Genomic DNA, 26,581 nt, shown 5'->3' with positions numbered 1-26,581 from the left:
CGAGCTGTTGCCCGAGGTTCAGCGGCGAGAGTAAGGTGGACCTCACTAAGTTCTGAAAGCCATTCAGAATTAGGGTCGACGGAAGGTTGGGATACCTGATGAGCACGCGGACACAGTCGTCAGCTCCGGGAGCCTCGCCGTATCCATCGCCCGCGCCGTCGTCGCCGCCCTCAGCCGGTGCAGCAGCGCCTGACGACGCAGCTGAGCCGACCCCTCAGGGCAACGCCCAGCGCTCGCGCGAGGGGCAGGCAGCCATCGCCCGTCTCGGCGCCCCCGTGCGCACCCGCCTGCGGATCGGTCAGGTCCTCGTCCTGCTCTCCGCGGTCCTGGCGGTGGCCCCCTACATCGCACTGGTCCAGCTCGGCGACATCCTGCTGCGCGCCCACCGGGCGGGCCTGAGCCCGGATTCTCAGCAGGTGTCAGGCGTGGTCATGGTGCTCGTCAGCGCCTACTCCACCCGCCTGCTGCTGTACTTCCTGGCGCTGCTCATCACCCACCTGGCTGACCTGTCCCTGCGCGACCGCCTGCGCCGTGACATCGTTGCGCGCATCTCCCACGCCCCGCTGTCCTGGTTCACCGCCTCCACCTCCGGGCGCCTGCGCAAGGCCGTTCAGGACGACACGACCCTCGTCCACACCGTCATCGCCCACGGTCCCGTCGAGCGCCTCAACGCCATCGTCACCCCACTGGCCCTGCTGGGGTGCACCTTCTGGATCGACTGGCGGCTGGCCCTGCTGGCCGTCTCCGCACTCGTCCTCTACGCGCTCACCTACTCGGTGTCCATGCGTGGCATGAACGAGAAGACCGTGGAGATGGACCGCAAGCTGGCCGCCATCTCCTCGGCCATGGTCGAGTTCGTCTCCGGGATCGGCGTGGTCAAGGCCTTCGGACGCGTGGGACGCGCCCACTCGGCCTACCTCACCGCTGCGGACGAGTTCTCTGCCTTCTACCGCGCCTGGGCGATGCCCTTGGTGACCGTCACCTGCCTGTCCTTCACCTGGGTCTCCATCCCCGTGCTGCTCCTGGTCAACCTCGGCGGTGGGGCGCTGCTCATCCACGCCGGGGCCGTCACCCTGCCCCAGGTCCTGGCCACCACCCTCGTCGCCCTGGTCCTGCCCGCCGCCCTCATCACCATCGCCTCGATCTCCTGGTCCTACCAGCTCGCCGGCGCGGCAGCCCTGCGCCTGTGCGAGGTCCTCGACACCCCCGTCCTGCCCGCCGCCGACCGGCCCGCACAGCCCCGCGCGGAGCGAGTCGAGATCGACCACGTCTCCTTCTCCTACGGGGAGGTCCTCGCCGTCGACGACGCCTGCCTGACCCTGGAACCGGGAACCGTGACCGCGTTGCTGGGCCCCTCCGGCTCGGGCAAGTCGACACTGGCCACCCTCATCGCCCGCTTCGCCGACCCCGACGCCGGAGCCGTCCGCATTGGCGGGGTGGACCTGCGGGACATGGACGAGTCCACCCTGTACTCCACCGTCTCCTTCGTCCTCCAGGACGCCCAGCTGCTTGCCACCACCGTGCGCGAGAACATCGCCCTCGGGCGCCCCGAGGCCGATCTGGCGCAGGTGCGCGCCGCCGCCCGCGTGGCCCGCATCCACGAGGAGATCATGGCGCTGCCACAGGGTTACGACACCGTCCTGGGGCAGGACACGGCACTGTCGGGTGGTCAGGAGCAGCGCATCGCCATCGCCCGCGCCATCCTGCTGAACACCCCCGTCATCGTGCTCGACGAGGCCACCGCCATGGCCGACCCCGAGTCCGAGGCCGAGATCCAGCAGGCACTGAGCGCCCTGGTCAAGGACCGCACCGTCCTGGTCATCGCCCACCGGCCGGCCGCCGTGCGCGGCGCCGACCGCCTCGCCGTCATGGACGGCGGACGCATCGTCGCCGCCGGCGCCCACGATGACCTGGCCGATGAGCCCCACTACCGGGCCCTGCTGCGCCAGGCCGGTGAGATCGAAGGTGCTACGGAGGTGGACGGTGACGAGACTGAGACCAGGACGGTTGGCCCCGCACTCGCCGACGGCGCGGCCGACAGTGTGGCTGACGGCGGCGCCTCGGCAGTGGCGCCCTCCCGCATTGATGACCGGGATAGGCGGGTGGGGGCCTCGCTCCCGGTCCCCTCCACCCTCGGTGGGTCCTCCCAGCCGGTGGACTCCCTGCTGTCCCGCTTCCGTCGGCTCATGACCGACTCCTCCTGGAGGCAGACCCGAGGGTGCATCGCCCTGGCGGGAGTCAATGGGGTCCTGGTGGGACTGGCGCTGCTGGTGCTGCTGCCCGCCTCAGTGGCTCTGGCAACCGGAGCGCCCCGGTGGGGGCTGTCCTTCGGCGGCTGGCTCGTCGTGCTGGTCGTTCTCGGTCTCGGTGCGGCCGTCTGTGACTTCCAGGGGCGGCGCCTGGGCATGTCGGGGGCGCTGGGCTTCATGCACGACGTCCACCACGCAGTGGGCGACCGGATCGCGCGCCTGCCCCTGCGCTGGTTCACCGCCGACTCCGCCGGTACCCTGTCCCGGGCGGTGAGCCAGGAGATGGTGGCCCTGGGGGAGTCCGCCGCCCACTTCATGTACCTGCTCACCTCCACTGCTGCTGCATGCGTGGTCGTCGGGGTCGGCTCCTGGGCCTGGGACTGGCGCCTGGGGCTCCTGCTGACGCTGGCCGCACCCCTGTTCGCCGGACTCGTGCGCCTCTCGCGCCGTCTGCTGGACCGCGGCAAGTCCATCTCCGAGCCCGCCGAGCGCGAGCTCGCCACCCGCATCGTCGAGATCGCCCGCTGCCAGGGCGCCCTGCGATCCTGCAAGGCCGCCTCCGGCTACAGCCGCCTGACCGCCGCCTTCGACGACGGGGCCCGAGCCTCCAGGCACGCCCTGTGGTGGGAGTCCGCCGGCAACCTCGTCAACGGCGCGCTGAGCCAGATCGTCGTCGTCGCCATGATCGTCCTGACCTCCTCGCTGGCCGCCTCCGGCGCCATGGAGCCGCTGGTGGCCATCGCCGTTATCGGCATGTGCCTGCGTTTCACCACCATGCTCGACGACATCGGAGCAGCCGTCATGGGCGTGGAGGAGCGGCGCCAGATGATGAACCACCTCGACGCCGTCATGGATGCCGAGCTCATGGCCGAGCCGCAGGAGCCCAGCTCGCTGCCCGAGCCGGGCGTCGTCGAGCTCGACGATGTCGTCTTCGGCTACCGCCCCGACGCGCCCGTCCTGACCGGGGTCTCGATGAAGGTGCCGGCACGCACCATGTGCGCGATCGTGGGTCCCTCCGGCAGCGGAAAGACGACTATTGCCCGCCTCGTCGCCCGCTTCTGGGATGTGGACTCGGGAACCGTGCGTGTCGGCGGCACCGACGTGCGCGACATGCCGACCTCCCAGCTCATGGAGCAGCTCTCCATGGTCTTCCAGGACGTCTACCTCTTCGATGACACCCTGGCCGCCAATATCCGCATCGGCAACCCCGCGGCCGACGACGCCCAGGTGCGCTGGGCCGCGGACCTCGCCGGCGTCACGGAGATCGTCGACCGCCTGCCCCATGGCTGGGACACGCGCGTGGGAGAGGGCGGGCGGGCCCTGTCCGGTGGGGAGCGCCAGCGCGTCTCCATCGCCCGCGCCCTGCTTAAACGAGCCCCGATCGTCCTGCTCGATGAGGCCACCAGCGCACTGGACGCCGAGAACGAGGCCAATATCGTCGCCGCGATGCAGGAGCTGCGCCGCACCTCGACCCTCATCGTCATCGCCCACAAGCTTGAGACGATCGCCGCCGCCGACCAGGTCGTCGTTCTCGACGACGCCGGGCGCATCGCTCAGCGGGGACACCACGATGAGCTTGTCTCCGTCGAGGGGCCCTACCGCAGCTTCTGGGAGCAGCGCACCCGGGCACGTGGTTGGGCTCTCGTATCGAGGCAGGGATGATCCCCCAGGAATCACCGAACGCCGGTCGAGACTCGGGCCCGTGCCGGCTCCCAATAGCAGTGGGGCACGAGCCCGGATGCCAGGCCGACTTCTCAGTGAGCAGATGATTCAGCGCCTCAGGGGATCCGTGAGACTGTCAGAGGAGGACCGAGAGGGAAATGAGTTCATGGGCTTGGATGCGAGGTGAGCTTTATTGCAATACAATGTTTCGAAGAATTGTGGCAGCAATGAAGTGATGGCTTGGAAGGTGTGCGCTACAGGCGGGGAGGAAAATGCTCTGATGTACCCCGGACGTTTGGTTCCGTGTTCTGTCGGTACGTCAGTGCATGTTGTTCTCTCTTGCGTTTTCCATTGTTCGTCCTGCGGGAGGATAAGGAGAATTCGTGCCCACCTCTTCCACTGCAGCGCAAGCCGATCCCTCCGCCCGGGTCCTCGCCGGCTCCTCAGCGGTCTTTCGAGCAAAGCTCGGAGCGCTGGTCGGGTTCGTGGCCGTCGGGATGGTGAGCGTGTGCCTGCGGGCGGGGTATCCGGTGGAGCGCATATCGCAGCACCGCAGGCTGGAGAGGAGTTTCTCCCACGGTGACACAACGATCCCGCTTCCCGCCCTGCTGGGGATCCCCGTCACCAGCATGACCAGCCTTCTGCGTGAGGAGATGAAGCGGCGGACGGGGTGCTCCTGAGCCGGAGCCCCGACGCCACCGGCCACAGGTGGGTCGCCGGCGCTCGGCTCAGGACTTGGCCGCCAGCGAGAGCACCTCGGTGGGACGCAGGGGCCTGCCCGCGCGGGCCTCGGCCAGCAGCAGCCTGACGGCCGCCTCCCGCTGCCCTCCATAGGCCCCGACGGCGGCGATCTGACGCTGATAGGAGGCCCCCGTCTCCAGCGTGGTGCGCACGGACTCCAGCTCCGCGGCGCACCCGAGATCCTCGGCGACGGGAGCGAGCTCGGTGAGCATCCGCTCAACCGTGTCTCCCACCAGCTCCTCCTCACCGGCGGAGTTGACGATGAGGATCGCGTCCATGCCGTAGCGGGCGGAGCGCCACTTGTTCTCGGCGACGTACCAGTCCGGCAGCGCATCGAGCTCCTCACCCCGGTCCAGGGTGCGGGAGAAGGACTCCACGAGGCACTGGGTCAGCGCCGCCATGCCGGCCAGCTCGGTCAGGTTCGTGGCGGCGTCGCAGGCCCGCACCTCGATGGTTCCCAGGCGCGGCGAGGGGCGCACGTCCCAACGGATCTCGGTGAAGTCCTCGATGACGCCGGTGTGGACCAGGTCCCCGGTGTAGCTCTCCAGCTGCTCCCAGGTGCTGAACTGCTCGGGGGCGCCGGCGGTGGGCAGCTGCTGGAACATCATGGCGCGGTTGTCCGCGTAGCCAGTGTCCGCCCCCGCCCAGAATGGCGAGGAGGCGCTCAGGCACTGCAGGTGGGCGGTGCGCGTGAGCAGGGCCTTGAGGATCGGAAGGACCTTGCTCCGGTCCTCGACGCCGACATGGACGTGGGTGCCGAAGATGAGCATCTGGTGACCCCACAGCCGGGTGCGGTCCACCAGGCGCGCGTAGCGCTCGGCATTGGTCACCTTCTGCACCAGCGGGTCGGCGAAGGGGTGGGTCCCGGCCGAGGCCAGGTCCACGCGCAGGGGATCGGTGACGGAAAGAACGCGGTCGAAGGCGAAGGCGATGTCCTCCATGCACTCGGGCACGGTCCTGCGGGCCCCGGAGACCAGCTCGATGGTGTTGAGCATCATCTCGCCGTGCACGTGCGGGTCCGGGCCCACCTTCTGGAGGATCTCCTCGGCGCACTGGCGCAGGTCGAGGCTGTCGCGGTCGATGAGGGCCAGCTCCCACTCCACCCCCAACGTGGAGCGGGCCGAGCCGGCAAAGGGGAGGGACTGGGGGCGGTGAGCCGGCGACGGCTGAGCGTCGGCAGGAGCGGCGATAGGGCTCGTCGTGTCAGTCGTGTCCTGCATGTCCTGGTCTCCTCGGGTTCCTCGGGGCTTTCGCGGGTGGTGACAGGGGTCTGTTGTCGCGGGAAGGGTTCTGTTACGTCGGTGAGTGAGCCGACGAGACGCCGGTGATCGGTTCGACGACGAGGACGGCGCCCTTCGCCTTGTCTCCCACCCGGGTCAGGATCCAGGTCTCCGACTCCTGACCGCTGAGCCTCAGCGAGGCGCGCAGGGCGTCGGGGGAGACGTCGACTCCGCGCTTGAGGATCTCCAGACGCCCGATACCGAGCTCGCGGCCACGGGAGCGCAGGGCCTTGAGCCGTAGCGGCAGGACCTCGGTGAGACGGAAGGAGCGCACGAAGGGGGCAGTCGCCTCATCGGGCAGGCGCTCTCCGGTGAGGTAGCCGATCCGGGGCCCCACCGGCCTGGCGTCCAGGGTCTCGCACAGGTGGGCGATGAGTCCGGCGCGTACGGCGGCGCCGTCGGGAACGTGGATGATGCTGCCCAGTTCCTCGGGCGAGCCGATCGGGTCGACCTGGACCGGCGGCTGTGAGGGGTCGGTGGTGCTGGGATCGACCAGTGTGCAGGCGGCTGGGCCCTGCGCCCCCGAGCGCAGGATCAGTGCGGAGCGCCCGGGCCCCTCCGGTGCCAGCGGACCGCACCAGATGGCCGCCTCGACGACGTCGCCGTCCACGCTCACCCACTGGGTGTGGGCGTCGGCCGGCAGAGCGGCGTGGTCGATGCCGGGAGCGACCTTGACTCCCAGGGCGGGCACGGTCTCGCGCAGCGCGAGCACCTGCGACAGAGCCGGAGACCACTGCTCCGGGTCGGTGATGCGCCGCCCGTCGGCGCGGCGGGCGGGGTCGGCGAAGACGGCGTCCACCCCCCGCTCGACTAGGTCGATCTCCAAGGCGTCGGCGCACTCGACGCTCGCGTGGGGGAAGGGCATGAGATTGATGGTGGCCAGGGCGGCCGCGGCCTCATCTCGGTCAACGGCGAGCACCGGCAGATCGAGCCCTGCCAGGGCGACGGCGTCGCCCCCGATCCCACAACCCAGGTCCGCGACCTTCGTCACGCCCGCGGCCGCGTAACGGGCCGCATGGTGGGCCGAGACCGTCAGCCGGGTGGCCTGCTCCAGGCCGTCGGCGGTGAAGAGCATCTGCTGGGCGAAGGGTCCGAACTTCGCTGCGGCCCGCTCGCGCAGGCGCTGCTGCGTCAGCGCAGCCGCCACCAGGGCAGGGGAGTGGCCCTCCTCGCGCAGGGAGCGCCCCAGGGACAGGGCCTCGGAGGGGTCGTAGGGGGGCAGGGAGGACAGAAGCTCCCAGCCCTCGGGGGTCAGGAGGAGCGCAACGTGGTTCTCAGCCATCACCCCCGATCATTTCATGCAGAACCTGCCAGTGGGCGTGATGTTCACTGGGCGGGGCGGAAAGGCGGGTCCAGGCGGGGAGGCCGGGCGGGGGCTCGGGGACCCTCAGACCCCTGAGTGCTGCGCCTGGCAGGTGGTGAGTAGGCTTGTGGCCAAGGCCCCGCGCGCCGGCAGGGCCGAAAGGTGCTGGACGGGAAGGCGGGTGGGTGGCTGATGGCTGAGGAGGAGTCCCGGCTCGGTGCCGGTCAGGGGACTGGCGCCGCTTTAGGGCGCGAGGACGACGGCGTGAGCACAGCCCCAGTCCAGGGGCCTGACGCTGTGGGACACCTCCGGTCGCTTCTGCGTCCACTGGTACGAATCTGTGTGGCAGTCATGGGGGTCGCGGCCCTTTTGGCGGCCGGGGCCAGTGTCTGGGCGTGGACCGTCAGTGCCGGGCACATCGAGATCGCCGGTGAAGGATCCGGCGACGGCGCGGCGGCCAGGGCACCGGTGGCGATCGTCCTGGGGGCGGCGGTTCACGCCGACGGGCAGCCCTCACCCTGGCTGGCCCACCGCCTCGACGCCGCCGCCGAGCTCTACACCAGCGGCCGCGTCGAGGCGATCCTGGTCTCCGGGGACAACCGGCGCGCCGGCTACGACGAGCCCACTGTCATGCGCAGCTATCTCCTCTCCCGGGGGATCCCCGAGCAGGCGATCGCCGTGGACTACGCGGGCTTCGACACCTACGACACCTGCGTGCGGGCACGCAGGATCTTCGGGATCGAGCGGGCTCTGCTCGTGACCCAAGACTTCCATGAGCCGCGCGCGGTGGCCATCTGCCGCTCAGTCGGACTCGACGTTGACGGTGTCGGAGACTCCCGGGCCCGCAGCGACCGCATCGGGTGGGCGGTCAGCTGGACGCGCGAGCGAGCGGCGGCGATCAAGGCCGTCGCCGATGTCGTCTCCCGACGAGACCCGACCCTGGGGCGCCAGGAGACGAGCGTCAAGGAGGCTGTCGCCTGGACCCGGGAGCACCGGCGCTGACGAGGACTGACGCCCACGGCGAAACCGCCGCCACGCTTTGGCACTCGCGTTGACTGAGTGCTAACGCCGACGTAGATTCTCCGTCAGGCGCAGCGGAGTGCTTGCCCGGTCCTGGGACGCGGGGCGGGCACCTTCTGCGACTCGCACTCCTGCATCGTGCCGGACCGACCCCCGCGACGGCGGTCGGGTACGTCTGGGGAGGGCGAACAAGCCGTTCTACTGCACGTTGAAGAGAAGGAGGAGGTCTCCAATGTCGATCTCCATCAAGCCGCTCGAGGACCGTATCGTCGTCCAGACCGCTGAGGCCGAGCAGACCACCGCATCCGGCCTGGTCATCCCCGACACCGCCAAGGAGAAGCCCCAGGAGGGCAAGGTCGTGGCCGTGGGCCCGGGTCGCATTGACGACTCCGGCAACCGCGTGCCCGTCGACGTCGCCGAGGGCGACGTCGTCATCTACTCCAAGTACGGGGGCACCGAGGTCAGCTACGCCGGTGAGGACTACCTCATCCTGTCGGCGCGCGACGTCCTGGCGGTCGTCACCAAGTGACCCGTTGAGGTCGTGCGCGCCGACTGGCGCCACGGCACGTTGAAGGGGGAGGCACCTTGGGGTGCCTCCCCCTTCAACGCGTGCGCACAGTGCCTGCTGTATGGAGGCGCCATGTCTTGACGATTGTTGTGAGTTGGAAACGTCCGTGCTGTCGATTCCCTGAAACAGGGCGGAGCGTTAGGCCGGTTCGTCGGCGAAACGGCGTGCCTGCCGCTCGTAGTAAGCGCGCCGCTCCTCCTCGCTCATGCCTCCCCAGACGCCATAGGGCTCGCGAGTGCTCAGGGCGTGGTCCCGGCACTCTTCCAGGACGGGGCAGTCCTGACAAATGGCCTTTGCTCGTTCGTTCCGCCGTCGACGGGAACCGCCTCTCTCTCCTTCGGGATGGAAGAAAACCGAGGAGTCCATGCCGAGGCAGGACCCCCGGTACTGCCACTCCCAGAGGGTGGAGATCGGACCGGGCAGACGCGATGAGTCGTGCATTGCCTCCCTCCCCTCCTTTGGATATGGCGGTCGGGCACACCGAACGTGGTGCGCTATATCTAACGATAAGATCGCGCGGTGCGTTTATCAAGAAGAATCATTCTATCTCACAATGAAATTTTCTCCAGATTTGCTGGATGTCTGCGTTCTGACTGTCTGAAAACGTGCGCCAGAATATGGCGCTCGAATAGCAGAAACGTTTTGTGAATGATGTATGTCTGAGGAGCATCTTTTTTCTGAAACGTTCCGCATTCATTGTTGCTTTATTTCTGGGACGCTCGTCACCTCGGCGAGGGGGCGGCTCTGCTCCGCCGGGCGCTTCGGTGTCGGGGGTCGGTGCCGGTGGCTGGTGGGGTGGACAGGCCGGTGCTGGCGGATATGCACAGGGTGGTCAGGACGTCCTACGATGGTCCCGTGAGCGACTCGATCACCAGCCCTGACGTCTTTGCCCCCACCGGACTCACTTACGACGACGTTCTCCTGCTGCCCAGGCTGACCGACGTCATCCCCTCCGAGGTCGATACGACCTCCAGACTGACCCCGAGGATCAGCCTGGCCACCCCGCTGCTCTCGGCCGCGATGGACACGGTCACCGAGTCGGACATGGCCATTGCCATGGCTCGCCAAGGTGGTATCGGCATCCTCCACCGCAACCTGTCCATCGAGGACCAGGCCCAGCAGGTGCGACGCGTCAAGCGCTCGGAGTCCGGGATGGTCACCGACCCCGTGACCGTCGGACCGGATGCCACCATCGCCCAGCTCGACGAGCTCTGCGGCCACTACAAGGTTTCCGGCCTGCCCGTCGTCGATGCGGGAGGCAACCTTCAGGGGATCATCACCAACCGCGACCTGCGCTTCGTCCCCCCGGAGCGCTGGGCGAGCCTGACCGTGCGCGAGTGCATGACGCCGCGTGATCGCCTCATCACCGGCGAGACCGGCATCTCTCGGGAGGACGCCAAGGCGCTCCTGGCTGAGCACCGCATCGAGAAGCTGCCCCTGGTCGATGCCGAGGGGCGCCTCACCGGTCTCATCACCGTCAAGGACTTCGTCAAGACCGAGCAGTACCCCCACGCCACCAAGGACGCCGAGGGGCGCCTCGTGGTGGGCGCCGCCGTCGGCTACTGGGGAGACACGTGGGAGCGTGCCAGTGCCCTGGCTGAGGCCGGCGTGGATGTCCTCATCGTCGACACCGCTAACGGCGGTGCCAAGCTGGCCCTGGAGATGATCTCCCGCCTCAAGTCCGATTCCGCCTTCGGCGGCATCGAGGTCATCGGCGGAAACGTCGCTACCCGTGAGGGGGCTCAGGCGCTCATCGACGCCGGGGCCGACGCCGTCAAGGTCGGGGTGGGGCCGGGCTCGATCTGCACCACGCGCGTCGTCGCCGGCGTGGGTGTGCCCCAGGTGACGGCCATCTACGAGGCGGCTCGCGCCTGCAAGCCCGCCGGGGTCCCCCTCATCGCCGACGGCGGCCTGCAGTACTCCGGTGACATCGCCAAGGCCCTGGTGGCCGGGGCGGAGACGGTCATGCTCGGCTCTCTGCTGGCGGGCTGCACGGAGTCTCCCGGCGACCTCGTCTTCGTCAACGGCAAGCAGTGGAAGCGCTACCGCGGCATGGGCTCACTGGGCGCCATGAGCTCGCGCGGGCGCACCTCCTACTCCAAGGACCGCTACTTCCAGGCCGACGTCTCCTCGGACTCCAAGATCGTCCCCGAGGGCATTGAGGGGCAGGTCCCCTACTCCGGAGCGCTGGGCGACGTCGTCTACCAGCTCATGGGCGGGCTGCACCAGTCCATGTTCTACGTGGGCGCGCGCACGATCCCCGAGCTCAAGGAGCGCGGCCAGTTCGTGCGGATCACGAGCGCCGGTCTCAAGGAGTCCCACCCCCACGACGTCAAGATGACCGTCGAGGCCCCCAACTACACCGGCCGCGACGGGGTCTGAAACGTCGGAGTCCAGCTGACCAGACAGGCTCAGCAGAACGTTGCCGCGCAGGGAGCCGGCCGGAGTGATCCGGCCGGCTCCCTGTGTATGGGCGTGCCTGCCGTTTGTGCGGCAGGGGTGCTTGGAGGGGCTCAGTGCGTGGGGGAGTCCGGCAGCGGCCAGGCGGTCTGGGCCGGGGTCCGCGAGGGGTTCTTGCGCGCCAGCCACTCGTTGAAGGACTCCGCCCAGGTGCGGTGGGCGCGGGCCTGGTAGGCCACGAGCTCATCGGGGCTGAGCTCTGAGAGCTGCGGGTGGGCCGCGGCCAGGGCCTCGAGCACATCGAGTGTGGCGGCCACGTCCACCTCCGCGGTGTGCAGGGCCTCATCGACGTGCACGCCGTAGACCTCGCAGAGGTCGCCCAGGCGGCGTTTGCCGCGGCGGTAGCGGTCCACGGCCCGGTCCAGGACCAGCGGGTCGGCGATGGGCCCCAGCTCTCGGCCAAGGCGAGAGCGCATCGTGGGCAGCCCGTGGCGAGCGAGCTCGGCCTCCATGAGTGTGAGGTCGTAGGAGGCGTTGAAGGCGACGACCGGGGTGCCGGCCGCCATCGCCTCCACCAGGTGCTCACTGACCTCTGCCAGCACCTCGGTCACCGGCCGCCCCTCGGCGCGGGCCCGCTCGGTGGTCACGCCGTGGACCGCGGCGGCGGCCTCGGGGATCTCCACGCCGGGGTCTGCGAGCCACGTGGTCACCGACTGCGGCCGGACGCCGTCGGCCCGAGGAGCCGCCCGCCAGACGAGCGCCGCCGTGACCAGACGGTCGCCGGAAGGGTCCACTCCGGTGGTCTCAGTGTCGAAGCCGAGCAGGGGGCCGAAGGGCCAGGCGGAGGGAACGGGGGTGGCGGCGTCGGACATGGAGAAGGAGTGCGGGGTGCTCATGGGGCCAGCATGCCACCGGGCTGCGACATCAATGCGCCGGTGCCAGTGCGCCTCGGCCTGTGTCCGGTGCCCCCGTGCGCGTGGCCGCCCCGCCGGTCGCTCCGGTGGATACCGGACCGGCCCCACTAGGATCGGGCCATGAGCACAGAGGTCGAGATCGGACGCTCCAAGCGTGCCCTGCGCGCCTACTCCTTCGACGACATCGCCCTGGTGCCGGCGCGTCGCACCCGGGACACCTCCGAGGTGCGCGTGGGCTGGCAGATCGACGCCTACCACGTGGACCTGCCGGTCATGGCCTCCCCCATGGACTCGGTGATGAGCCCCGAGACCGCCATCCTGGTGGGACGTCTGGGCGGGATCGGCGTGCTGGACCTGGAGGGGTTGTGGACCCGCTACGAGGACCCCACCGAGGCGCTCGAGCGCATCCGCCGGGCGGATCCGTCCCGGGCCACCAGCGTCCTGCAGGAGGTCTACCGCGCCCCGGTCAGGCCCGAGCTCATCACTGAGCGGCTCACCCAGATCCGTGCCTCCGGCGTCGTCGTGGCAGGGCGACTCAGCCCCGCCCAGACGCAGCGTCACTGGCGCACCGTGGTCGAGGCGGGTGTGGACCTCATGGTCATCCGCGGCTCCTTCGTGTCGGCCGAGCACGTCTCCGGATCCGTCGAGCCCCTCAACCTCAAGCGCTTCATCTACGAGCTCGACGTGCCCGTGGTGGTCGGCGGGGTGACCACCTACACCGCCGCCCTCCACCTCATGCGCACCGGCGCGGCCGGGGTCCTCGTGGGGCAGGGTGGCGGCGCCTCCTCCTCCGTGCGCCAGGTCCTGGGGCTGCACATGCCCATGGCCACCGCCGTGGCCGACGTCGCCGGGGCCCGGCGCGACTACCTCGACGAGTCCGGGGGCCGCTACGTCCATGTCATTGCCGACGGCTCGGTGGGCAACTCCGGCGACGTCGTCAAGGCCATCGCCTGCGGCGCGGACGCCGTCATGCTCGGGGCCGCCCTGGCCCGGGCCGAGGAGGCTCCCGGCGGCGGTTACCACTGGGGCGCCGAGGCCCGCCATGAGCGCCTGCCGCGGGGCTTCCGCAGCCACGTGGGCACAGTGGGCACCATGGCCGAGATCCTCAACGGCCCCTCCGACCGCGCTGACGGCACGCTCAACCTCATGGGCGCCCTGCGCCGCACCCTGGCCACCACCGGCTACGCGGACGTCAAGGAGCTCCAGCGGGTCGAGGTCGTCCTGGCTCCCTACACCGGTTCTTGAGGACGCCTCCACGGCAAACCGTGATTTTGACGGGAGGAACAGTGCAACAGAGCCGTGATCTCGGGTAGTCTCGGCCGGGACGGCAGCCGCTGCGCTGCTCAGACCGGTGCGGGGGCACGATCCGGTTCCCGCACCGTTAGCCCCCACATGTCACAAGGAGCTTCACATGGCCCAGGTCACCGCCACCATCGCTTCCAAGGTCGGTCTGCACGCCCGTCCCGCTGCCACCTTCGTCAAGGCCGTCGCCGAGAAGGGCGTCCCGGTCACCATTGCCAAGGAGGGCGGCGCTGCGGTTGACGCCTCCTCCATCCTCGGTGTGATGACCTTGGGCGCCGGCTTCGGCGACGTCGTCACCCTGGCCTCCGATGCCGACGGCGCCGAGGCGGCCCTCGAGGACCTCAAGGCCCTCCTGGAGACCGACCTGGACGCCTGAGAACAGACCCAGTCGACGGGGCGCGCTCCACTGCGGGGCGCGCCCCGTCCGCGTTGAGACGCCGGCACGCACCTACCACGAAGAGCGCCGCGGACCCGCCATGAGCATCGCCATCGCCCTCATGCCCTCCCTGCTGTTCGGGGCACTTTCCCTTCTTCTCGGAGCCTTCCCCACCGACATCCGCCGCCAGAACACCGCGGTCATGGTGGGAGCGGGAGCCGTCTCGCTCGGATGCGCCGCCATGCTCGGCTCGCCCTGGTCCCTGAGCGCCACCGTGTGGGGCGTGGCCTGCGGACTCATGTGGACCGGCGGGCAGGTCTTCGTCCTGTGGGCCTTCCGCGCCTGGGGCGTCAGTCGCACCATGCCTCTGACCACCGCCCTCCAGCTCCTGCTCAACGCCACCCTGGGCGTGAGCCTCTTCGGTGAGTGGCGCGCTCCCGGGGCCCTGATCCTGGGGATGGTGGCGCTCGCGCTCATCATGCTCGGCGCCGCCGCCTGCTCCTGGCAGGAGCGCACCGGCCCCGGTCCCACGGCCGCGCAGCGACGTGACGGTCTGCTGGCCACCGCCGCCTCAGCCGTCCTCTACGGCTCCTACCCCTCGCTGCTGCGCGCCGTCGAGGTACCCCCGGCCCACGCCGTCGGCCCCATGGGGCTGGGACTGCTGGCTGGTGCCGGACTGTGCGCCCTTATCCAGCCGCGGCGCGCGCCCCTACGAGGCCCGAGGATCGTTCCGGCCGCGCTCGCCGGGGGCCTGTGGGCGGTCGGTAACGCCCTCATGCTGCGCTCGACGGCGGCCGTTGGGGTGGCCTCCGGCTTCACCCTCTCCCAGCTCGGCTTCGTCCTGGCCACCCTCGGTGGACTGACCATCCTGGGGGAGGAGCGCACCGGGCGGGAACGCACGGCGGTGGCCGCCGGCGTCGCGGCAGCCGTCGTCGGCCTGGTCCTCATGGGGCTGGCGACCGGCATGGACACCGGCGCGTCCCCCTCACAGTAGCCGGTGCTCTGGAGGCGGATCTTCTGACCTGAGTTGCACAGTTTTTAGTGCCCTGTTGGGATGCTCAGGGCGGTGAGGATTTCTTCGGCTTCGGGGGTCAGGGGGTCGGCGGCGGTGAGGTGGTGGCCGTTGAGGTTGATGCTGATCCCGGTGGTGTCCTGGAGGTGTCGGGCGATGGCCAGGGCGGCCATGACCACGGTCAGGTGCGCCTCGATGGCATCGCGGGTGTGGTGGAAGACCGGGCGGGCTCTCAGGTCGTGCTTGCTCATCGGCGAAGGACTGCCCGGGCGTGCCACAGCTCGTGATACGAGGAGACCACCTCACCGGCGCCCATCAGGCGGGACGGAACGAAAGGTGGCGTAGCCCTTGAGTTCCACCAGGGAACGGGCCCTGGCCAGGGAGGCCTCGTCCAGGGTGGTGTCACCGGCGTGGGTGGTGACAAAACGCGTGCCCTTGGGACGTCTCTCGCCGGCGACGGATGGCCCGGGCGCGGTTGGCCTGGGCGGTCAGGGTCTGGTTGTCCCTGGCGGCGCGCTTCTTGGAGTAGGCCCAGATGGCCCTCCATGAGCCCGGGTGGGTGTGCGGGTCCCAGACGGGCTCACGACGCTTGCTGACGTCGCGCTGGCTCCTGGAGCCTTTCTTGGGGGTGATGGTGTCAATGAGCTGCCCATCGGTGAAGGCGTCACCTTCCCAGTGGAAGTGGGCCTCCAGGTCGCCTGGGGCCCGGACCTGGCGGGCCCCGACAATGAAACGTAGGTGCGCCTTGTCCAGGGCCGCGAGGTTGGTCGCTGAGAGCATGCCGGCGCCCGTTGACGATGACGAGGTCGGTGATGCCGTGGGCGGCCTGGAAGGCCTCCACGATGGGGATGATCGTGGTGGTCTCGGCCCTACTTCCTTCCCAGCAGCCGACCTGGAGGGGGAAACCACGGCGGTCGACCAGCAGGCCGACGATGATCTGGGGGTCGACCCTCCGCTCTTTGGAGTAGCCGACCCGCCGCAGGTCGTCCTCACGCTCGGCCTCGAAGTAGAGCGTGGTCACGCCTGCAGGCACAGGGCCAGCCCCCCCACTGGCGGTGACGTGCTCGAACAAGGCCCCAGAGATCGCCTGGCGGTAGCCCCGCTCGATGCAGCGGCCCAGGGACGCGTACAGGGTGTTGCGGTGAGCCGGGGCCGGCCAGCCGATCTCGGACAGGACCCGGGGAGTGTCGGCCTTGGAGGTCGGCTCGATCAGACGAGCGGCGACCATCTGCTCAAAGGCCTGGTCACCCCCGACCGCCTCACCCAGCCCCAGACGCCTGTAGGCCGAACGGATGGCCTCGATCGGCCAGCCCGACCTGCGCGAGATGATCTGCGGCCTTCGCACCGCACCACCGTTACCGGGTGCCTGACCACCCACCTCGTCAGCGTCGTCGTTGAGTGCCGGCCCCAGGTCCAGGACCTGCTGGCCGGCCAGGAGCCGCTGGCGCCCCAGACGCATCAGCGCAGCCAGCTCAGCCTCGTCATGGGCCGACCCCAGGTGCTCCACGATCCGGCGCACACCATGGTCCTTGGCCACGACCTGCACGGCCGTGGCCCCCGAGGCTGTCTTGACCTGACGCAGGTACGGACTCACCCACCAGATCCTACCGCCGCCTTAGTGCCCCGAAACGACCACCACACCCCCACAATCCCAACGAAAAACCCCACTCTGAAACACAAACCACCCCAACCTGTGCAACTCAGGTCTGAAGCCCGTGCGCGGTCACGACGACGGCGTCGTCGCAGCGCGGGGCTGCGGCGGCGCCGTCGATCGAATGGGAGGTGATGGGCGGGAGGCCTTCACCGGTGTGGGCCCAGTGCGGGCCCGACCAGTATCAGTCCTGCTCGCCCCCGGAGGGATTCGGCTTGATCCACCACCACAGGCCCATGCCCGCGGCGATGGCCAGCAGGCCCAGGCCCGACCACAGGTTGGCGTTGATGCCGCCGGTCTTGCTCATCTCCTCGGCGCTGTTGAACAGGACCGAGCACACCACCAGGTAGAGGCCGATGAGCCCCAGAGCCCCGGTGATGACCGCCCGGATGTCCGTGAGTGAACGATTGCTCATGAGTGTTCTCCTTCGTGTGTCCGGGCCGGACTAGTGGAAGATGCTGTTGAGTACGATGACCAGGACCCCGGCGATGATCCCCAGCGGGATCGGACGGCGGTACCAGGGCAGCTCGTGCAGGTGCGGGTCGGTGCGCTCGCTCTTGGGGGTCAGGGCGTAGACGAAGCCCTTGAGCTCGGAGTCGGGCTTGGGTGCAGTGGCCATGGAGACCAGCACCGTGATGACGACGTCGACCGTGAAGGCCACTCCCGCCGCCAGAAAGGCGCCGCCCTGCCCCGGCATGACCAGGTGCTTGGTCCAGATGAGGATGTTGACCCCTAGGGCGCCCAGGGTTCCGCTGATGAGGCCGATCCAACCGGCGTGCGGGGTGGCCCGCTTCCAGAACATCCCGATGATGAAGGTCGCGAACAGGGGAGCGTTGAACATCGAGAACAGCGTCTGGAGGTAGTCCATGAGGTTGGAGTAGCTCGACGCGATGATCGCGGTGAGGATCGCGACCACGGAGGCCGTCAGGGTCGAGAGCTTGCCGACCATGAGGTAGTGGGCGTCGTCGGCGTTCTTCTTGATGTAGTGCTGGTAGATGTCCACGCCCCACACGGTGTTGAAGGCGGAGATGTTCGCCGCCATGCCCGCCATGAAGGAGGCCAGTAGACCCGTGATCGCCAGCCCCAGCAGACCGTTGGGCAGCAGGTCGCGCATGAGGTAGAGGACCGCGTCGTTGAACTGGTATCCAGCTTTGGAATCTGCCTTGAGCTGTTGGATCTCCGAGACCATGACGCCGGCGACCATGCCCGGGACGATGACGAGGAAGGGCACGAACATCTTGACGAAGGTGCCGATGATCGGGGTCGACTGGGCCGAGGAGATCGAGTCCGAGGCCATGGCCCGCTGCACCTCGACGAAGTTCGTCGTCCAGTAGCCGAAGGACAGCACGAAGCCCAGACCGAAGACCAGGCCGATGACGGACAGCAGGTTGGAGTCGAAGCCGGAGATCGAGTTGCCGGGCCAGGAGTGCAGCTGCTGAGCCGCGACCTTGGCTGCCTCGCCGGCGTCGTCGGGGTGGGCGGCCGTGGCAGCGGCAGTGATCTTGCTGGTCAGGCCGTGCCAGCCGCCCACGCGGTGCAGGCCGATGAGGGTCAGGGGCAGCAGGGCCGCCACGATGACGAAGAACTGGAGGACTTCGTTGTAGATCGCCGCGGAGAGCCCACCCATGGTGATGTAGGAGAAGACGATGACGGCGGCCACGATGAGCCCCACCCACAGGGGCCAGCCCAGCAGCCAGTTCATGATCTTGCCCAGCAGGTACAGGTTGATACCGGCGATGAGCAGCTGGGCCAGGGCGAAGCTGAGCGCGTTGACCAGGTGTGCGGCGGTGCCGTAGCGCTTGAGCATGAACTCGGGCACCGAGCGCACCTTGGAGCCGTAGTAGAAGGGCATCATGACCAGACCCAGGAAGATCATGGCCGGGACCGCGCCGATCCAGAAGTAGTGGAAGGTCGGCATGCCGTACTCGGCGCCGTTGGCCGACATACCCATGATCTCGACGGCGCCGAGGTTCGCCGAGACGAAGGCGATACCCGTCACCCAGGCCGGCAGGGAGCGGCCCGAGGTGAGGAAGCCATCGGCCGTGGCCGCCTTGGCGCGGGCGATGAGCCCGACGCCGATGACGAAGGCGAAGTAGATCGCGATGGGGATGTAGTCGTACCAGCGTGCGGCGATGAGTGTGCCGGGTGACGCTGACGAGGCTGATAAAGCGTTCAGCGTGGAGGACATCGGTGTACCTCTCAAGGGATAAGTGTTCACATGGGCAGGGTCGTTCATGCCCGCCCGGCAGGCTAACACAGTCCGTCCTGAGCAGGGCTTTTGCGGCTGGCTGCACGCCAGGGAAGATCGTGCGAGTTCGCTGAGTGGGGTGCGTGTCCAGCCAGGCGCACCGGTACGTGAGCACGGCGGACGAGGACGGGTGACCGGCCGGTGGGCCCGCGGTGGGTAGAGTGCCCTCCATGACGCTGACTGCTGCTGCCGACGGCTCCTCCCTGGGCAACCCGGGACCGGCCGGCTGGGCCTGGTACGTGGACGATGACTGCTGGGCCGCCGGGGGCTGGGAGAGCTCGACCAACAACCGCGGCGAGCTCACCGCCGTCCTGGAGCTCCTGCGGGCCACCGAGGCCGCCGGGCTCGCCGGCGAGGAGCTCCTCATCCAGTGCGACTCCCAGTACGTCATCAACTCCCTGACCAAGTGGCGCCACGGCTGGAAGAAGCGCGGCTGGCGCAAGGCCGACGGCAAGCCCGTCCTCAACGCCGACCTCGTCAAGGACCTCGACGCTGCGCTCGCGGGCCGCACCGTGCGCTTCGAGTGGGTGCGCGGGCATGTCGGTCACCCCATGAACGAGGCCGCCGACTCCCGGGCCCGCGGCGCCGCCACCGCCTTCCAGCAGGGCCGCCCGGTGCCCGCGGGGCCGGGCTGGACCCGCGGCGGCCGGGCCCCGGGGAACCGGGAGGCGCAGCAGGCGCCTGGTGCGACGTCGTCGAGCACCCCCGCTGCGCCGCAGGCCGACGCCCTGTTCTGAGAGCTGAGGAAAGGCTGAGGATCGGGGTGCAGCATCTGCAGGACCCCGGTGAGCGTCTCTCACAGAAACGGCACAGGTCCGTCAAACACGTGGCATAAGGCCTCCCGCGAGGCTTACTGCCATGACGACGACGAGCCCCGCCCTCCCCGCCTCCCGCCCGACGATCCTGAGCCGCCTGGCCGGCCTGCGCCGCCGCATCCCCACGGTCGTCCTCTTCGCCGCCGTGTCCTTCACCGGCTGGAGCGTCGACTACGCGCTGGTCCTCATCCTCAACTCGCTGACCGACTCGGTCCTCTACGCCGTCCTCGGAGCCCGGATCGTCTCCTGCACCCTGGGCTTCCTGCTCAATCGGCGCCTGTTCGGGGCCGGCCCGGAGACCTTCTGGCGCTCGGCCGGCGGCTATGCGGCGGTCCAGGGCGGGGTCGCGGCGACCTCCTACGCCGGCATCTCGGTCCTCACCGGCGCCGGCGCGCCCCTGTGGCTGGCCAAGGTGCTTGTGGACTCCACGCTCTTCATCGTCAACTACCTGGCCCAGTCCCGCCTCGTCTACCGCTCCCCGGCGCAGCAGCCGGCTCTGGCCACTGCGGCCTGAGGGGACGGGGATGGAGGCTCAGGACTGGGCGTCGCGCATGAGGATGACGAGCTGGACCCGGTCGCGCAGGTCCAGCTTGGTCAGGATCCGGGTGACGTTCTTCTTGACCGAGTCCGGGGCCAGGACGAGGCGCTGAGCGATCTCCGCGTTCGTCAGCCCCTGGGCCACCAGGTCCGCCACCTCGCGCTCGCGGGGGCTGAGATCGTCGAGGCGCTGGCGTGCCGCGCGCTGACGGGGTGAGGCCACGGGGCTGAGCATGTGCCGGTTGAGCAGCTCGCGGGTGATGCGCGGAGTGAGGATCGCGTCCCCGGAGCTGACCGCCCGCAGCGCCTGGTGGAGGTCGGCCGTGCGGGTGTCTTTGAGCAGGAACCCTGAGGCGCCGGCCGACAGCGCCCCGAAGGCGAACTCGTCCTGGTCGTAAGTGGTCAGCACCAGGACCCGGATCGAGGGGTAGAGCTGGCAGATGCGGGCCGTGGCATCGATCCCGTTGAGCACCGGCATGCGCACGTCCATGAGGACGACGTCGGGAAGCGGCCGGCGCTCCTCAAGCAGGGCGGCGAGCTGGTCGAGGGCGTCCTGACCGTGGACGGCCTCGGCCGTGACCCGCAGGTCGTCGGCCCGGTTGATGATGAGGGACAGACCCATGCGGGTGGCTCGCTGGTCATCGACGATCATCACCGTGATCGGCCTGAGGTCGCTCGCTGAGCTAGCAGTGCCTGACCCGGAGGGGACGGATGGACTCACCGTGATACACCTTCCGGGAAGGGGACGAGGGCGCGCAGTACCCACCCGGATGCGCCCTCATCGGCTGTGGGGCCGGCGGACAACGTGCCGCCGTGCTCACCGACCGCGGCAGCCAAGTTGGCCAGCCCGTGGCCGGCCGCCGCCGGTGCCTGAGACGAGCCCGGGGAGCCGTCTGCGGTGCCTGGCTGAGCGGCGCGACCGTCGTCGGACACGGTGATCCGCGTGGAGGCCTGGTCATGGTCCAGGGAGACGACGACGCGCGTGGCGCCCTCTGCGTGGCGCATGACATTGGTCAGGGCCTCCCGGACGACGACATAGACGACCTCCCCGAGGGCCTGACTGCAAGATGCGTCGAGGGGGCGCTTGCCGGTCTCGGTGAGGGCCGCACTGATGCCGGTGGCTCTCACCGTGGTCAGCAGGTCGTCGAGCCGGTCCCAGCCGGCTGCGCCCGAGGGGGACTGCGGGCCCTCCAAGACCCGGCCGGTGAGGGGATCGGTGGTCTCGGCGTCGTCGGGGGAGGGGCCCGGTGCCGTCTGGAGTGAGGCGACGGCGCGTCGGGTGTCGGCCAGACCCTCGCGGGCCAGGGCGTTCATCATGCCAATGGCCTCATCTGTCTGTGGGCTGCCGCCGGCCCCCTGCATCCCCTCGGACAGGGCGATGATCGCGGTCAGGGCGTGGCCCACGGAGTCGTGGAGCTCGGCCGCCACCCGGGCCTGGTGGCGGGCGGCGTCGCGCTGGGCGACCAGCCGATGTTCGGCGGACTGTGCTGCCAGCTGGGCGTCCCCGTGTTCCAGGGCCTCCCGGCGTGAGCGGGAGATCGAGGCCACCGCGAGCACGAGGACCAGGATGAGGATTCCCGGGCTCAACGTGCTCACCTGCGGCCACTTGGCCAGTGCCGTGGGGACGAGGGTGCACAGTGTGCTGATGCTGAAGCCGATGAGTCGGTCACGGGTGGAGGCGGTGACGAGCAGGGCGTAGAGGGCCAGCATGGACAGCAGGTTGAGTCCGCCGCGCGGCCCCCACAGGTCGACGGCGCCCGAGGCCAGGCTCGTGACAATGACGACGGCGAGGGGCCAGAGGCGTCGGGCCACCAGTGAAGCGGCGAGCAGCAGGGCGACGATCACCCAGCCTCGCAGGGGCAGGTGCGGGTAGGTGTACGAGGCCACGTTCAGCACCATCAGCTGGAAGAGGCCCGCGGCCCCGGCCACCGCCCACAGGGTCAGGGCGCTGGTGCGCCACCACTGAGCCACCCGGTCCAGGAGGGTCCGTGGGACCCGGGAGACGTGTGCCGGCTCGGGCACTGCGGGAACGTGGCTCATGACTGTCGCCTCACTGCGCGGCGCAGAGCCAGGGCCAGCAGGGCCACCCACACCAGGCAGATGACGCCCTCGAATGCTGCGGCGCCCGGTGAGGCCACGTTGCCCGGGCTCATAGCGGACGTGGTTCGGGTCAGTGAGGCTGCGGGGTTGAGGACACTCAGCGGTCGGGCCGCGAGAAGCATCGCCATCCCCGCAATGGTGCTCAGCAGCACCGTGGACATCGTGGTGGCGAAGGACGTCATGACCGCGCCCAGCCACGTGACGAAGGTGAGGATGACCCACATTCCCAGCGCGACGACGGCGAAGCGCGGCAGGTAGGCGACCAGACCCACCAGGTTGAAGCCCAGGGCGAGGCCCGTCACCGCGGTGGTCAGGGCCAGGACCGCGGTGGTGAGAGCCGCGACCTGGAGCCCGTGCAGCAGCTTGCCCGCAACCATGGCGGTCTCCAGCCCGTTGGCGCTCATTCTCTGCCAGTTTCTTCCCTGGTGCTCACTGCTGGCGATCTGCGCGGCGAAGGCACCCAGCGCCAGCGGCAGGAACAGCATCGAGAGCAGGAGCGTGGACTGGGACCACGTGATCTCCCAGGTGGCGCCCTGAGCCTCGAACTGGCTGCGGTAGCTGCGGTACTGCAGGTAGCCGGACAGGGAGCCCAGGGAGCACAGGATGGTGACGGCGACCCAGTACCACCGGTTGGGGGCCTTGCGGTTCTCCCAGTACCAGGCGGCTCGCACCGACGGGCGGGACTGGGGAGCGGGTGGAGCAGACCGGCTCAGGATAGTCGGTTGCGGCGTCGTGGATGGGCCGGAGGGACCGGGGAGCGTTGACGGGTGCTGAGCGGGCCGGAGGGGCCGGCCTGCCGTGGAACGTGTGACTGGTGCGGTGGTGCTCATCGGTGATTCTCCTGGTGGACGATAACGAGGTGGGCGGCGACGGTCCACCCGACCGCGACCAGCGCGGCGAGCGCCGCCAGGGTCCACGGCTGGGACGCGAGTGTCATGTCGCCGATTTCCCGCATGGACTTGTAGGAGGCGACCGTGTCAATGGGGGTGGCGGCCGGAACGATGCCCCAGGGCAGCAGCCATGAGAACTTCCCGAGGTAGGCGTAGGGCAGGCTCTCGGCGATGAGACCGCCGACGGCCGCCACCCCCAGGCCGATGCCCTGCTTGTCGAAGCAGGTGGACAGCGTCAGCTGGACCGCGGAGATGGCCAGCGTTGAGCATGCCACCACCACTAGGGCAGGGGGCAGCGTGCGCCAGTAGGAGTCGGTGACGGTTAGCCCGATCGGGCCGGCCAGCACGGTGACAAGTGTGAAGAGGGCCGTCTCCATGCACAGGACCGTGAGAATCACGATGACCAGCTTGCCCCGGTAGCGGGTCAGGGCGCTCTGCCCCAGCGCCGTCATCAGCTGCCCCATGCGCTCCTCGGTGTCCACGGTGACGATGCGCGAGGCCAGGACCGCGGTGATGAGGGGCATGAGGAAGGCGATGATCTGGATGAACTCATCCAGGGCGAGCGTGGCGTGGCGTGCGGCAACCGGGCCGCTCGCCCGATGGGTAATGAGCATGCTGCACCATGCCAGGCACACGGCGGTGGCGCTGGCGGCGATGAGCCAGTAGCGCTTGCGGCGCAGCTTGCCCAGCTCGAGGGCCAGGGTGGTCCACGCCCTGCTCAGCGGAGAGATGGGGAGTGCGCGCGGCGCCGCCGGTCGCGTCGGGGGCTGTGTCAGGTGCTGTGTCGGTGGTGTTGGCTGCGCGGCCGTGGTGGCCGCCGGGCCCGCTGTACTCACTGGGGTGCTCATCGGTTCATCTCCTGAGAGGCGAGGGGCGGCTGGGCGGCCAGGACCGGCTCGGTCAGCTCCAGGAAGGCCTGCTCGAGGGTCTTGCGCACGGTCTGGACCCGGTAGACGGTCGTCCCGGAGGAGACGATGCGGGTGATGAGCTCGCCGACGACGTCGTCGGGCATCATGGGGGTGCGCACGGCGCCGTCCCGCACCTCGTGGGTCACCCCGAGGGAGGTCAGGAGCGCGGCGACGGCCGCGGGCTCGGAGACGAGCAGCTCGATGACCCCCTCGTCGCGCAGCCCGGCCAGGGTGCCCTGATAGCGCAGGCGTCCGGCGCAGATGATGCCGACGGTGTCGGCCATCTGCTCGATCTCCGACAGGATGTGGGAGGAGACGATGATCGTCACGCCCTCCTGACGGGCCAGGGTGACGATGAGCTGGCGGATCTCGGCCACCCCGGCGGGGTCGAGCCCGTTGGTCGGCTCGTCCAGGAGCATGAGGGCCGGGTTCGACAGCAGCGCCATGGCCAGTCCCAAGCGCTGCTTCATGCCCATGGAGTAGTGCTTGACCTGCTTGTTCTCCTGCCCGACGAGGTTGACGGTGGCCAGGGCGTGCTGGACGCGGTTGGAGGCCAGCCCCAGGTAGGAGGCCACCATGGCCAGGTTCTCCTTGCCGGTCAGGCTCGGGTAGTAGGAGGGGCCCTCGATGAGGGAGCCGATGGTTCCCGGCGGCAGGGGGTGGCGCTGGCTGACCGGCCGTCCCAGGACGCTCATGCTGCCCGACGTCGGGCGGGTCAGTCCCAGCAGGAGCTTCATCGTGGTGGACTTGCCGGCGCCGTTAGGGCCCAGGAAGCCGTAGATGCCGCCGGCGGGCACGGACAGGTTCAAGCCGTCGACAGCGTTGACACCGTTGTAGGTGCGGGTCAGTCCCTCAGTGACCACGACGAGCCCCTCGGAGGGTGCTGCTGGGGCGGGCACGGCGCCGAGTGCTGCTGGGGAGGCCGTGGCCGGAACGAAGGGCGCGGCCGGTTGCCGAGCCGGTGCGGGGACAGGTGTGCCCCCGTTCATGGCTGCGGTCTGGTGCAGGGGCGTTGTTGGAGGGGCGGGGGGTCTTGGTGTGCTGGTGACAGGTGCGTTGCTCATGACTCCATGGAAGCCCCCGGGGCCTCGCGCGCGCACCGCCGTCGGCCGGTTTGTCCCCCTTGGGGGACGACGACGGTGCCGCAGCCTCCCCTGGTGGGGCGGCTGCGGCACCGCGTGATCGTCCTGGCCCGGCAGTGCTGGGCGTCAGATTCCTGTGCGCACTTCCGGGAGCGGCTCAGATGAGGGTGAGCGCCTGGCGTGCGATGGCGAGCTCCTCGTTGGTGGGCACCACGAGCACGGTGACCTTCGAGTCCGGGGTGGAGATGACGCGCGGCTCGTCGGAGCGGGTCTCGTTGACCCCCTGGTTGATCGTGACACCCATGAAGCCCAGGCGCTCGCCGAGCTCACGGCGCAGGTTCGCGTCGTTCTCGCCGATGCCGGCGGTGAAGGTCAGGGCGTCCAGACCACCCATGACGGCGGTGTAGGCGCCCACGTACTTCACGAGCCGGTGCAGGTAGATGTCCATGGCCTCGCGGGCCTCCTGCTCACCGGCGCCGATGCGCTTCCACACCTCGCGCATGTCGTTGTCCCCGGCCAGGCCCTTCATGCCCGAGCCGCGGTTGAACAGGTGGTCGATCTCGTCGATGGACATGCCGGCCACGCGTGCCAGGTGGAAGACGGCGGCCGGGTCGATGTCGCCGGTGCGCCCGCCCATGACCAGGCCCTCCAGCGGGGTCAGGCCCATGGAGGTGTCCACGGCGTGCCCGGCCACGACCGCCGAGGCCGAGGCCCCGTTGCCCAGGTGCAGGACGACCTGCTTGAGGTCGTCGCGCCCCAGGAACTCGGAGACCGCCCCGGAGACGAACTGGTGGCTGGTGCCGTGAGCCCCGTAGCGGCGGATGGAGTAGGTGTCGGCGACCTCGCGGTCCAGGGCGTAGCGGGCGGCCTCCTCGGGCAGGTCCTGGAAGAAGGCGGTGTCGAAGACGGCCACGTGCGGCACGTCGGACAGGAGGCGGCGCCCCACCTCGATGCCCTTGAGGTGGGCGGGGTTGTGCAGCGGGCCCAGCGGCACGAGCTGCTCGATCCGGGCCACGACGTCGTCGTCGATGAGAGCCGGGCCGGAGAAGTAGCGCCCGCCCTGGACGACCCGGTGGCCCACGGCCACGATGTGGGCGTCGGCCAGCGAGGGGCCCTGCTCCTCGAACAGGCGCAGCACCTCGGACAGGCCGTAGCCGTGGTCGGGGACCGGCTCCGTGATCTCGGTGCGCTCCTCGCCGTGCTTGTGGGTGATGGCGCCGGTCTCCTCACCGATGCGCTCCACCAGGCCCGAGGCGAGCGAGGCGCCCGAGTCGGGGTCGACCAGCTGGTACTTGATGGAGGAGGAGCCGGAGTTGATAACGAGGACGGTGCGCTGAGTCACGGGGTGCCTTTCAAGAACGGTCGGGGATGAACGCGGGGATGACTGGATGACTGATGCGGGATCCCGGGTGGGCTTCAGCGGGGGGGGGGGGGGGGGGGGGGGGAGGAGGGGGGGGGGGGGGGGGGGGGGGGGGGGGGGGGGGGGGGGGGGGGGGGGGGGGGGGGGGGGGGGGGGGGGGGGG

General features: G+C 69.6%; 22 protein-coding genes and 1 pseudogene. 10 read left to right on the top strand and 13 right to left on the bottom strand.

All coding sequences use genetic code 11. The features are described from left to right. Nucleotides 1-98 precede the first annotated feature (98 nt). Entirely contained in the window at nt 99-3,911 is a 3,813-nt protein-coding gene (locus AB7V09_RS11315; RefSeq protein WP_419143822.1) for an ABC transporter ATP-binding protein, read from the top strand. Between the two features lie 383 nt (nt 3,912-4,294). Then, entirely contained in the window at nt 4,295-4,591 is a 297-nt protein-coding gene (locus tag AB7V09_RS11310) for a hypothetical protein (RefSeq protein ID WP_419143821.1), read from the top strand. Between the two features lie 48 nt (nt 4,592-4,639). Here the strand turns inward: AB7V09_RS11310 and AB7V09_RS11305 are convergent, their stop codons facing one another. Then, nucleotides 4,640-5,872 carry a glutamate--cysteine ligase gene (locus AB7V09_RS11305; RefSeq protein WP_178388701.1) on the bottom strand — a complete coding sequence of 411 codons (1,233 nt, stop codon included), beginning with the start codon at nt 5,870-5,872 and terminating at the stop codon, nt 4,640-4,642. 73 nt (nt 5,873-5,945) lie between these two features. Next, on the bottom strand, nt 5,946-7,214 hold the full coding sequence (locus AB7V09_RS11300) for a class I SAM-dependent methyltransferase (RefSeq protein WP_010614577.1): 1,269 nt from the start codon (nt 7,212-7,214) through the stop codon (nt 5,946-5,948). Nucleotides 7,215-7,577: 363 nt separating this feature from the next. Between AB7V09_RS11300 and AB7V09_RS11295 the strand changes: the two genes are divergently transcribed. Together AB7V09_RS11295 and groES are read left to right on the top strand one after the other, a co-directional pair. Continuing rightward, nucleotides 7,578-8,237 carry a SanA/YdcF family protein gene (locus tag AB7V09_RS11295; protein WP_419143820.1) on the top strand — a complete coding sequence of 220 codons (660 nt, stop codon included), beginning with the start codon at nt 7,578-7,580 and terminating at the stop codon, nt 8,235-8,237. A 250-nt stretch (nt 8,238-8,487) separates the two neighbouring features. Then, on the top strand, nt 8,488-8,784 hold the full coding sequence (gene groES, locus AB7V09_RS11290; RefSeq protein WP_003789398.1) for a co-chaperone GroES: 297 nt from the start codon (nt 8,488-8,490) through the stop codon (nt 8,782-8,784). Nucleotides 8,785-8,961: 177 nt separating this feature from the next. On the opposite strand, the gene AB7V09_RS11285 is transcribed toward groES, so the two are convergent. Beyond that, on the bottom strand, nt 8,962-9,264 hold the full coding sequence (locus AB7V09_RS11285) for a WhiB family transcriptional regulator (RefSeq protein WP_010614579.1): 303 nt from the start codon (nt 9,262-9,264) through the stop codon (nt 8,962-8,964). A 378-nt stretch (nt 9,265-9,642) separates the two neighbouring features. Between AB7V09_RS11285 and guaB the strand changes: the two genes are divergently transcribed. Beyond that, nucleotides 9,643-11,205 (top strand): IMP dehydrogenase, encoded by a 1,563-nt coding sequence (gene guaB / locus AB7V09_RS11280; protein ID WP_236750203.1) that lies wholly within the window; start codon nt 9,643-9,645, stop codon nt 11,203-11,205. Nucleotides 11,206-11,336: 131 nt separating this feature from the next. Here the strand turns inward: guaB and AB7V09_RS11275 are convergent, their stop codons facing one another. Further along, a complete protein-coding gene (locus AB7V09_RS11275; protein WP_060956635.1) occupies nt 11,337-12,119 on the bottom strand; it encodes an exonuclease domain-containing protein in 783 nt (260 codons plus the stop codon). A gap of 138 nt (nt 12,120-12,257) precedes the next feature. Between AB7V09_RS11275 and AB7V09_RS11270 the strand changes: the two genes are divergently transcribed. From AB7V09_RS11270 to AB7V09_RS11260, 3 genes are all read left to right on the top strand, one after another. Then, a complete protein-coding gene (locus AB7V09_RS11270; protein WP_060956634.1) occupies nt 12,258-13,382 on the top strand; it encodes a GuaB3 family IMP dehydrogenase-related protein in 1,125 nt (374 codons plus the stop codon). A gap of 166 nt (nt 13,383-13,548) precedes the next feature. Then, nucleotides 13,549-13,815, top strand: a complete 267-nt coding sequence (locus AB7V09_RS11265) for an HPr family phosphocarrier protein (RefSeq protein ID WP_010614584.1) — start codon at nt 13,549-13,551, stop codon at nt 13,813-13,815. Between the two features lie 100 nt (nt 13,816-13,915). Beyond that, nucleotides 13,916-14,809 (top strand): GRP family sugar transporter, encoded by an 894-nt coding sequence (locus AB7V09_RS11260; RefSeq protein WP_279012241.1) that lies wholly within the window; start codon nt 13,916-13,918, stop codon nt 14,807-14,809. 44 nt (nt 14,810-14,853) lie between these two features. Here AB7V09_RS11260 and AB7V09_RS11255 read toward each other — a convergent pair. From AB7V09_RS11255 to AB7V09_RS11245, 3 genes and pseudogenes are all read right to left on the bottom strand, one after another. Beyond that, a pseudogene (locus AB7V09_RS11255) lies at nt 14,854-16,421 on the bottom strand (IS1634 family transposase). 241 nt (nt 16,422-16,662) lie between these two features. Continuing rightward, complete coding sequence (locus AB7V09_RS11250) at nt 16,663-16,893, bottom strand: hypothetical protein (protein ID WP_075254226.1); 231 nt, start codon at nt 16,891-16,893, stop codon at nt 16,663-16,665. A gap of 30 nt (nt 16,894-16,923) precedes the next feature. After that, entirely contained in the window at nt 16,924-18,666 is a 1,743-nt protein-coding gene (locus AB7V09_RS11245) for a sodium:solute symporter family protein (protein ID WP_075254225.1), read from the bottom strand. A 230-nt stretch (nt 18,667-18,896) separates the two neighbouring features. Between AB7V09_RS11245 and AB7V09_RS11240 the strand changes: the two genes are divergently transcribed. Then, on the top strand, nt 18,897-19,463 hold the full coding sequence (locus tag AB7V09_RS11240) for a ribonuclease H family protein (RefSeq protein WP_419143819.1): 567 nt from the start codon (nt 18,897-18,899) through the stop codon (nt 19,461-19,463). 121 nt (nt 19,464-19,584) lie between these two features. Then, the gene (locus AB7V09_RS11235; RefSeq protein ID WP_419143818.1) at nt 19,585-20,055 is read left to right on the top strand and encodes a GtrA family protein; all 471 of its coding nucleotides are present in this window, start codon (nt 19,585-19,587) and stop codon (nt 20,053-20,055) included. Nucleotides 20,056-20,073: 18 nt separating this feature from the next. Here AB7V09_RS11235 and AB7V09_RS11230 read toward each other — a convergent pair whose 3' ends face one another. The 6 genes from AB7V09_RS11230 to AB7V09_RS11205 form a co-directional block, all read right to left on the bottom strand. Then, complete coding sequence (locus AB7V09_RS11230; RefSeq protein WP_419143817.1) at nt 20,074-20,799, bottom strand: response regulator transcription factor; 726 nt, start codon at nt 20,797-20,799, stop codon at nt 20,074-20,076. Beyond that, nucleotides 20,796-22,118, bottom strand: coding sequence for a sensor histidine kinase (locus AB7V09_RS11225; protein ID WP_419143816.1), 1,323 nt, complete (start codon nt 22,116-22,118; stop codon nt 20,796-20,798). Before AB7V09_RS11225 ends, AB7V09_RS11230 begins: the two co-directional genes overlap by 4 nt. After that, entirely contained in the window at nt 22,115-22,849 is a 735-nt protein-coding gene (locus tag AB7V09_RS11220; protein ID WP_311372834.1) for an ABC transporter permease, read from the bottom strand. Before AB7V09_RS11220 ends, AB7V09_RS11225 begins: the two co-directional genes overlap by 4 nt. 155 nt (nt 22,850-23,004) lie before the next feature. Next, complete coding sequence (locus tag AB7V09_RS11215; protein WP_314176499.1) at nt 23,005-23,916, bottom strand: ABC transporter permease; 912 nt, start codon at nt 23,914-23,916, stop codon at nt 23,005-23,007. Then, nucleotides 23,913-24,965, bottom strand: coding sequence for an ABC transporter ATP-binding protein (locus tag AB7V09_RS11210; RefSeq protein ID WP_419143837.1), 1,053 nt, complete (start codon nt 24,963-24,965; stop codon nt 23,913-23,915). Before AB7V09_RS11210 ends, AB7V09_RS11215 begins: the two co-directional genes overlap by 4 nt. 250 nt (nt 24,966-25,215) lie before the next feature. After that, nucleotides 25,216-26,400 (bottom strand): acetate/propionate family kinase, encoded by a 1,185-nt coding sequence (locus AB7V09_RS11205; protein ID WP_419143815.1) that lies wholly within the window; start codon nt 26,398-26,400, stop codon nt 25,216-25,218. Nucleotides 26,401-26,581: the final 181 nt, after the last annotated feature.

This window comes from Actinomyces sp. SKVG-SVH-4(1) (genome assembly GCF_048514265.1).
Lineage (GTDB): Bacteria > Actinomycetota > Actinomycetes > Actinomycetales > Actinomycetaceae > Actinomyces > Actinomyces oris.
This window is presented reverse-complemented; position numbering and strand designations above follow the sequence as displayed.

Bases quoted from the DNA above. Each gene is read 5' to 3' on its own strand.
- AB7V09_RS11315 (WP_419143822.1), top strand. From the start codon at position 99: ATGAGCACGCGGACACAGTCGTCAGCTCCGGGAGCCTCGCCGTATCCA.
- AB7V09_RS11305 (WP_178388701.1), bottom strand. From the start codon at position 5,872: ATGCAGGACACGACTGACACGACGAGCCCTATCGCCGCTCCTGCCGAC.
- AB7V09_RS11300 (WP_010614577.1), bottom strand. From the start codon at position 7,214: ATGGCTGAGAACCACGTTGCGCTCCTCCTGACCCCCGAGGGCTGGGAG.
- groES (WP_003789398.1), top strand. From the start codon at position 8,488: ATGTCGATCTCCATCAAGCCGCTCGAGGACCGTATCGTCGTCCAGACC.
- AB7V09_RS11285 (WP_010614579.1), bottom strand. From the start codon at position 9,264: ATGCACGACTCATCGCGTCTGCCCGGTCCGATCTCCACCCTCTGGGAG.
- guaB (WP_236750203.1), top strand. From the start codon at position 9,643: ATGCACAGGGTGGTCAGGACGTCCTACGATGGTCCCGTGAGCGACTCG.
- AB7V09_RS11275 (WP_060956635.1), bottom strand. From the start codon at position 12,119: ATGAGCACCCCGCACTCCTTCTCCATGTCCGACGCCGCCACCCCCGTT.
- AB7V09_RS11270 (WP_060956634.1), top strand. From the start codon at position 12,258: ATGAGCACAGAGGTCGAGATCGGACGCTCCAAGCGTGCCCTGCGCGCC.
- AB7V09_RS11265 (WP_010614584.1), top strand. From the start codon at position 13,549: ATGGCCCAGGTCACCGCCACCATCGCTTCCAAGGTCGGTCTGCACGCC.
- AB7V09_RS11260 (WP_279012241.1), top strand. From the start codon at position 13,916: ATGAGCATCGCCATCGCCCTCATGCCCTCCCTGCTGTTCGGGGCACTT.
- AB7V09_RS11250 (WP_075254226.1), bottom strand. From the start codon at position 16,893: ATGAGCAATCGTTCACTCACGGACATCCGGGCGGTCATCACCGGGGCT.
- AB7V09_RS11245 (WP_075254225.1), bottom strand. From the start codon at position 18,666: ATGTCCTCCACGCTGAACGCTTTATCAGCCTCGTCAGCGTCACCCGGC.
- AB7V09_RS11240 (WP_419143819.1), top strand. From the start codon at position 18,897: ATGACGCTGACTGCTGCTGCCGACGGCTCCTCCCTGGGCAACCCGGGA.
- AB7V09_RS11235 (WP_419143818.1), top strand. From the start codon at position 19,585: ATGACGACGACGAGCCCCGCCCTCCCCGCCTCCCGCCCGACGATCCTG.
- AB7V09_RS11225 (WP_419143816.1), bottom strand. From the start codon at position 22,118: ATGAGCCACGTTCCCGCAGTGCCCGAGCCGGCACACGTCTCCCGGGTC.
- AB7V09_RS11215 (WP_314176499.1), bottom strand. From the start codon at position 23,916: ATGAGCACCCCAGTGAGTACAGCGGGCCCGGCGGCCACCACGGCCGCG.
- AB7V09_RS11210 (WP_419143837.1), bottom strand. From the start codon at position 24,965: ATGAACGGGGGCACACCTGTCCCCGCACCGGCTCGGCAACCGGCCGCG.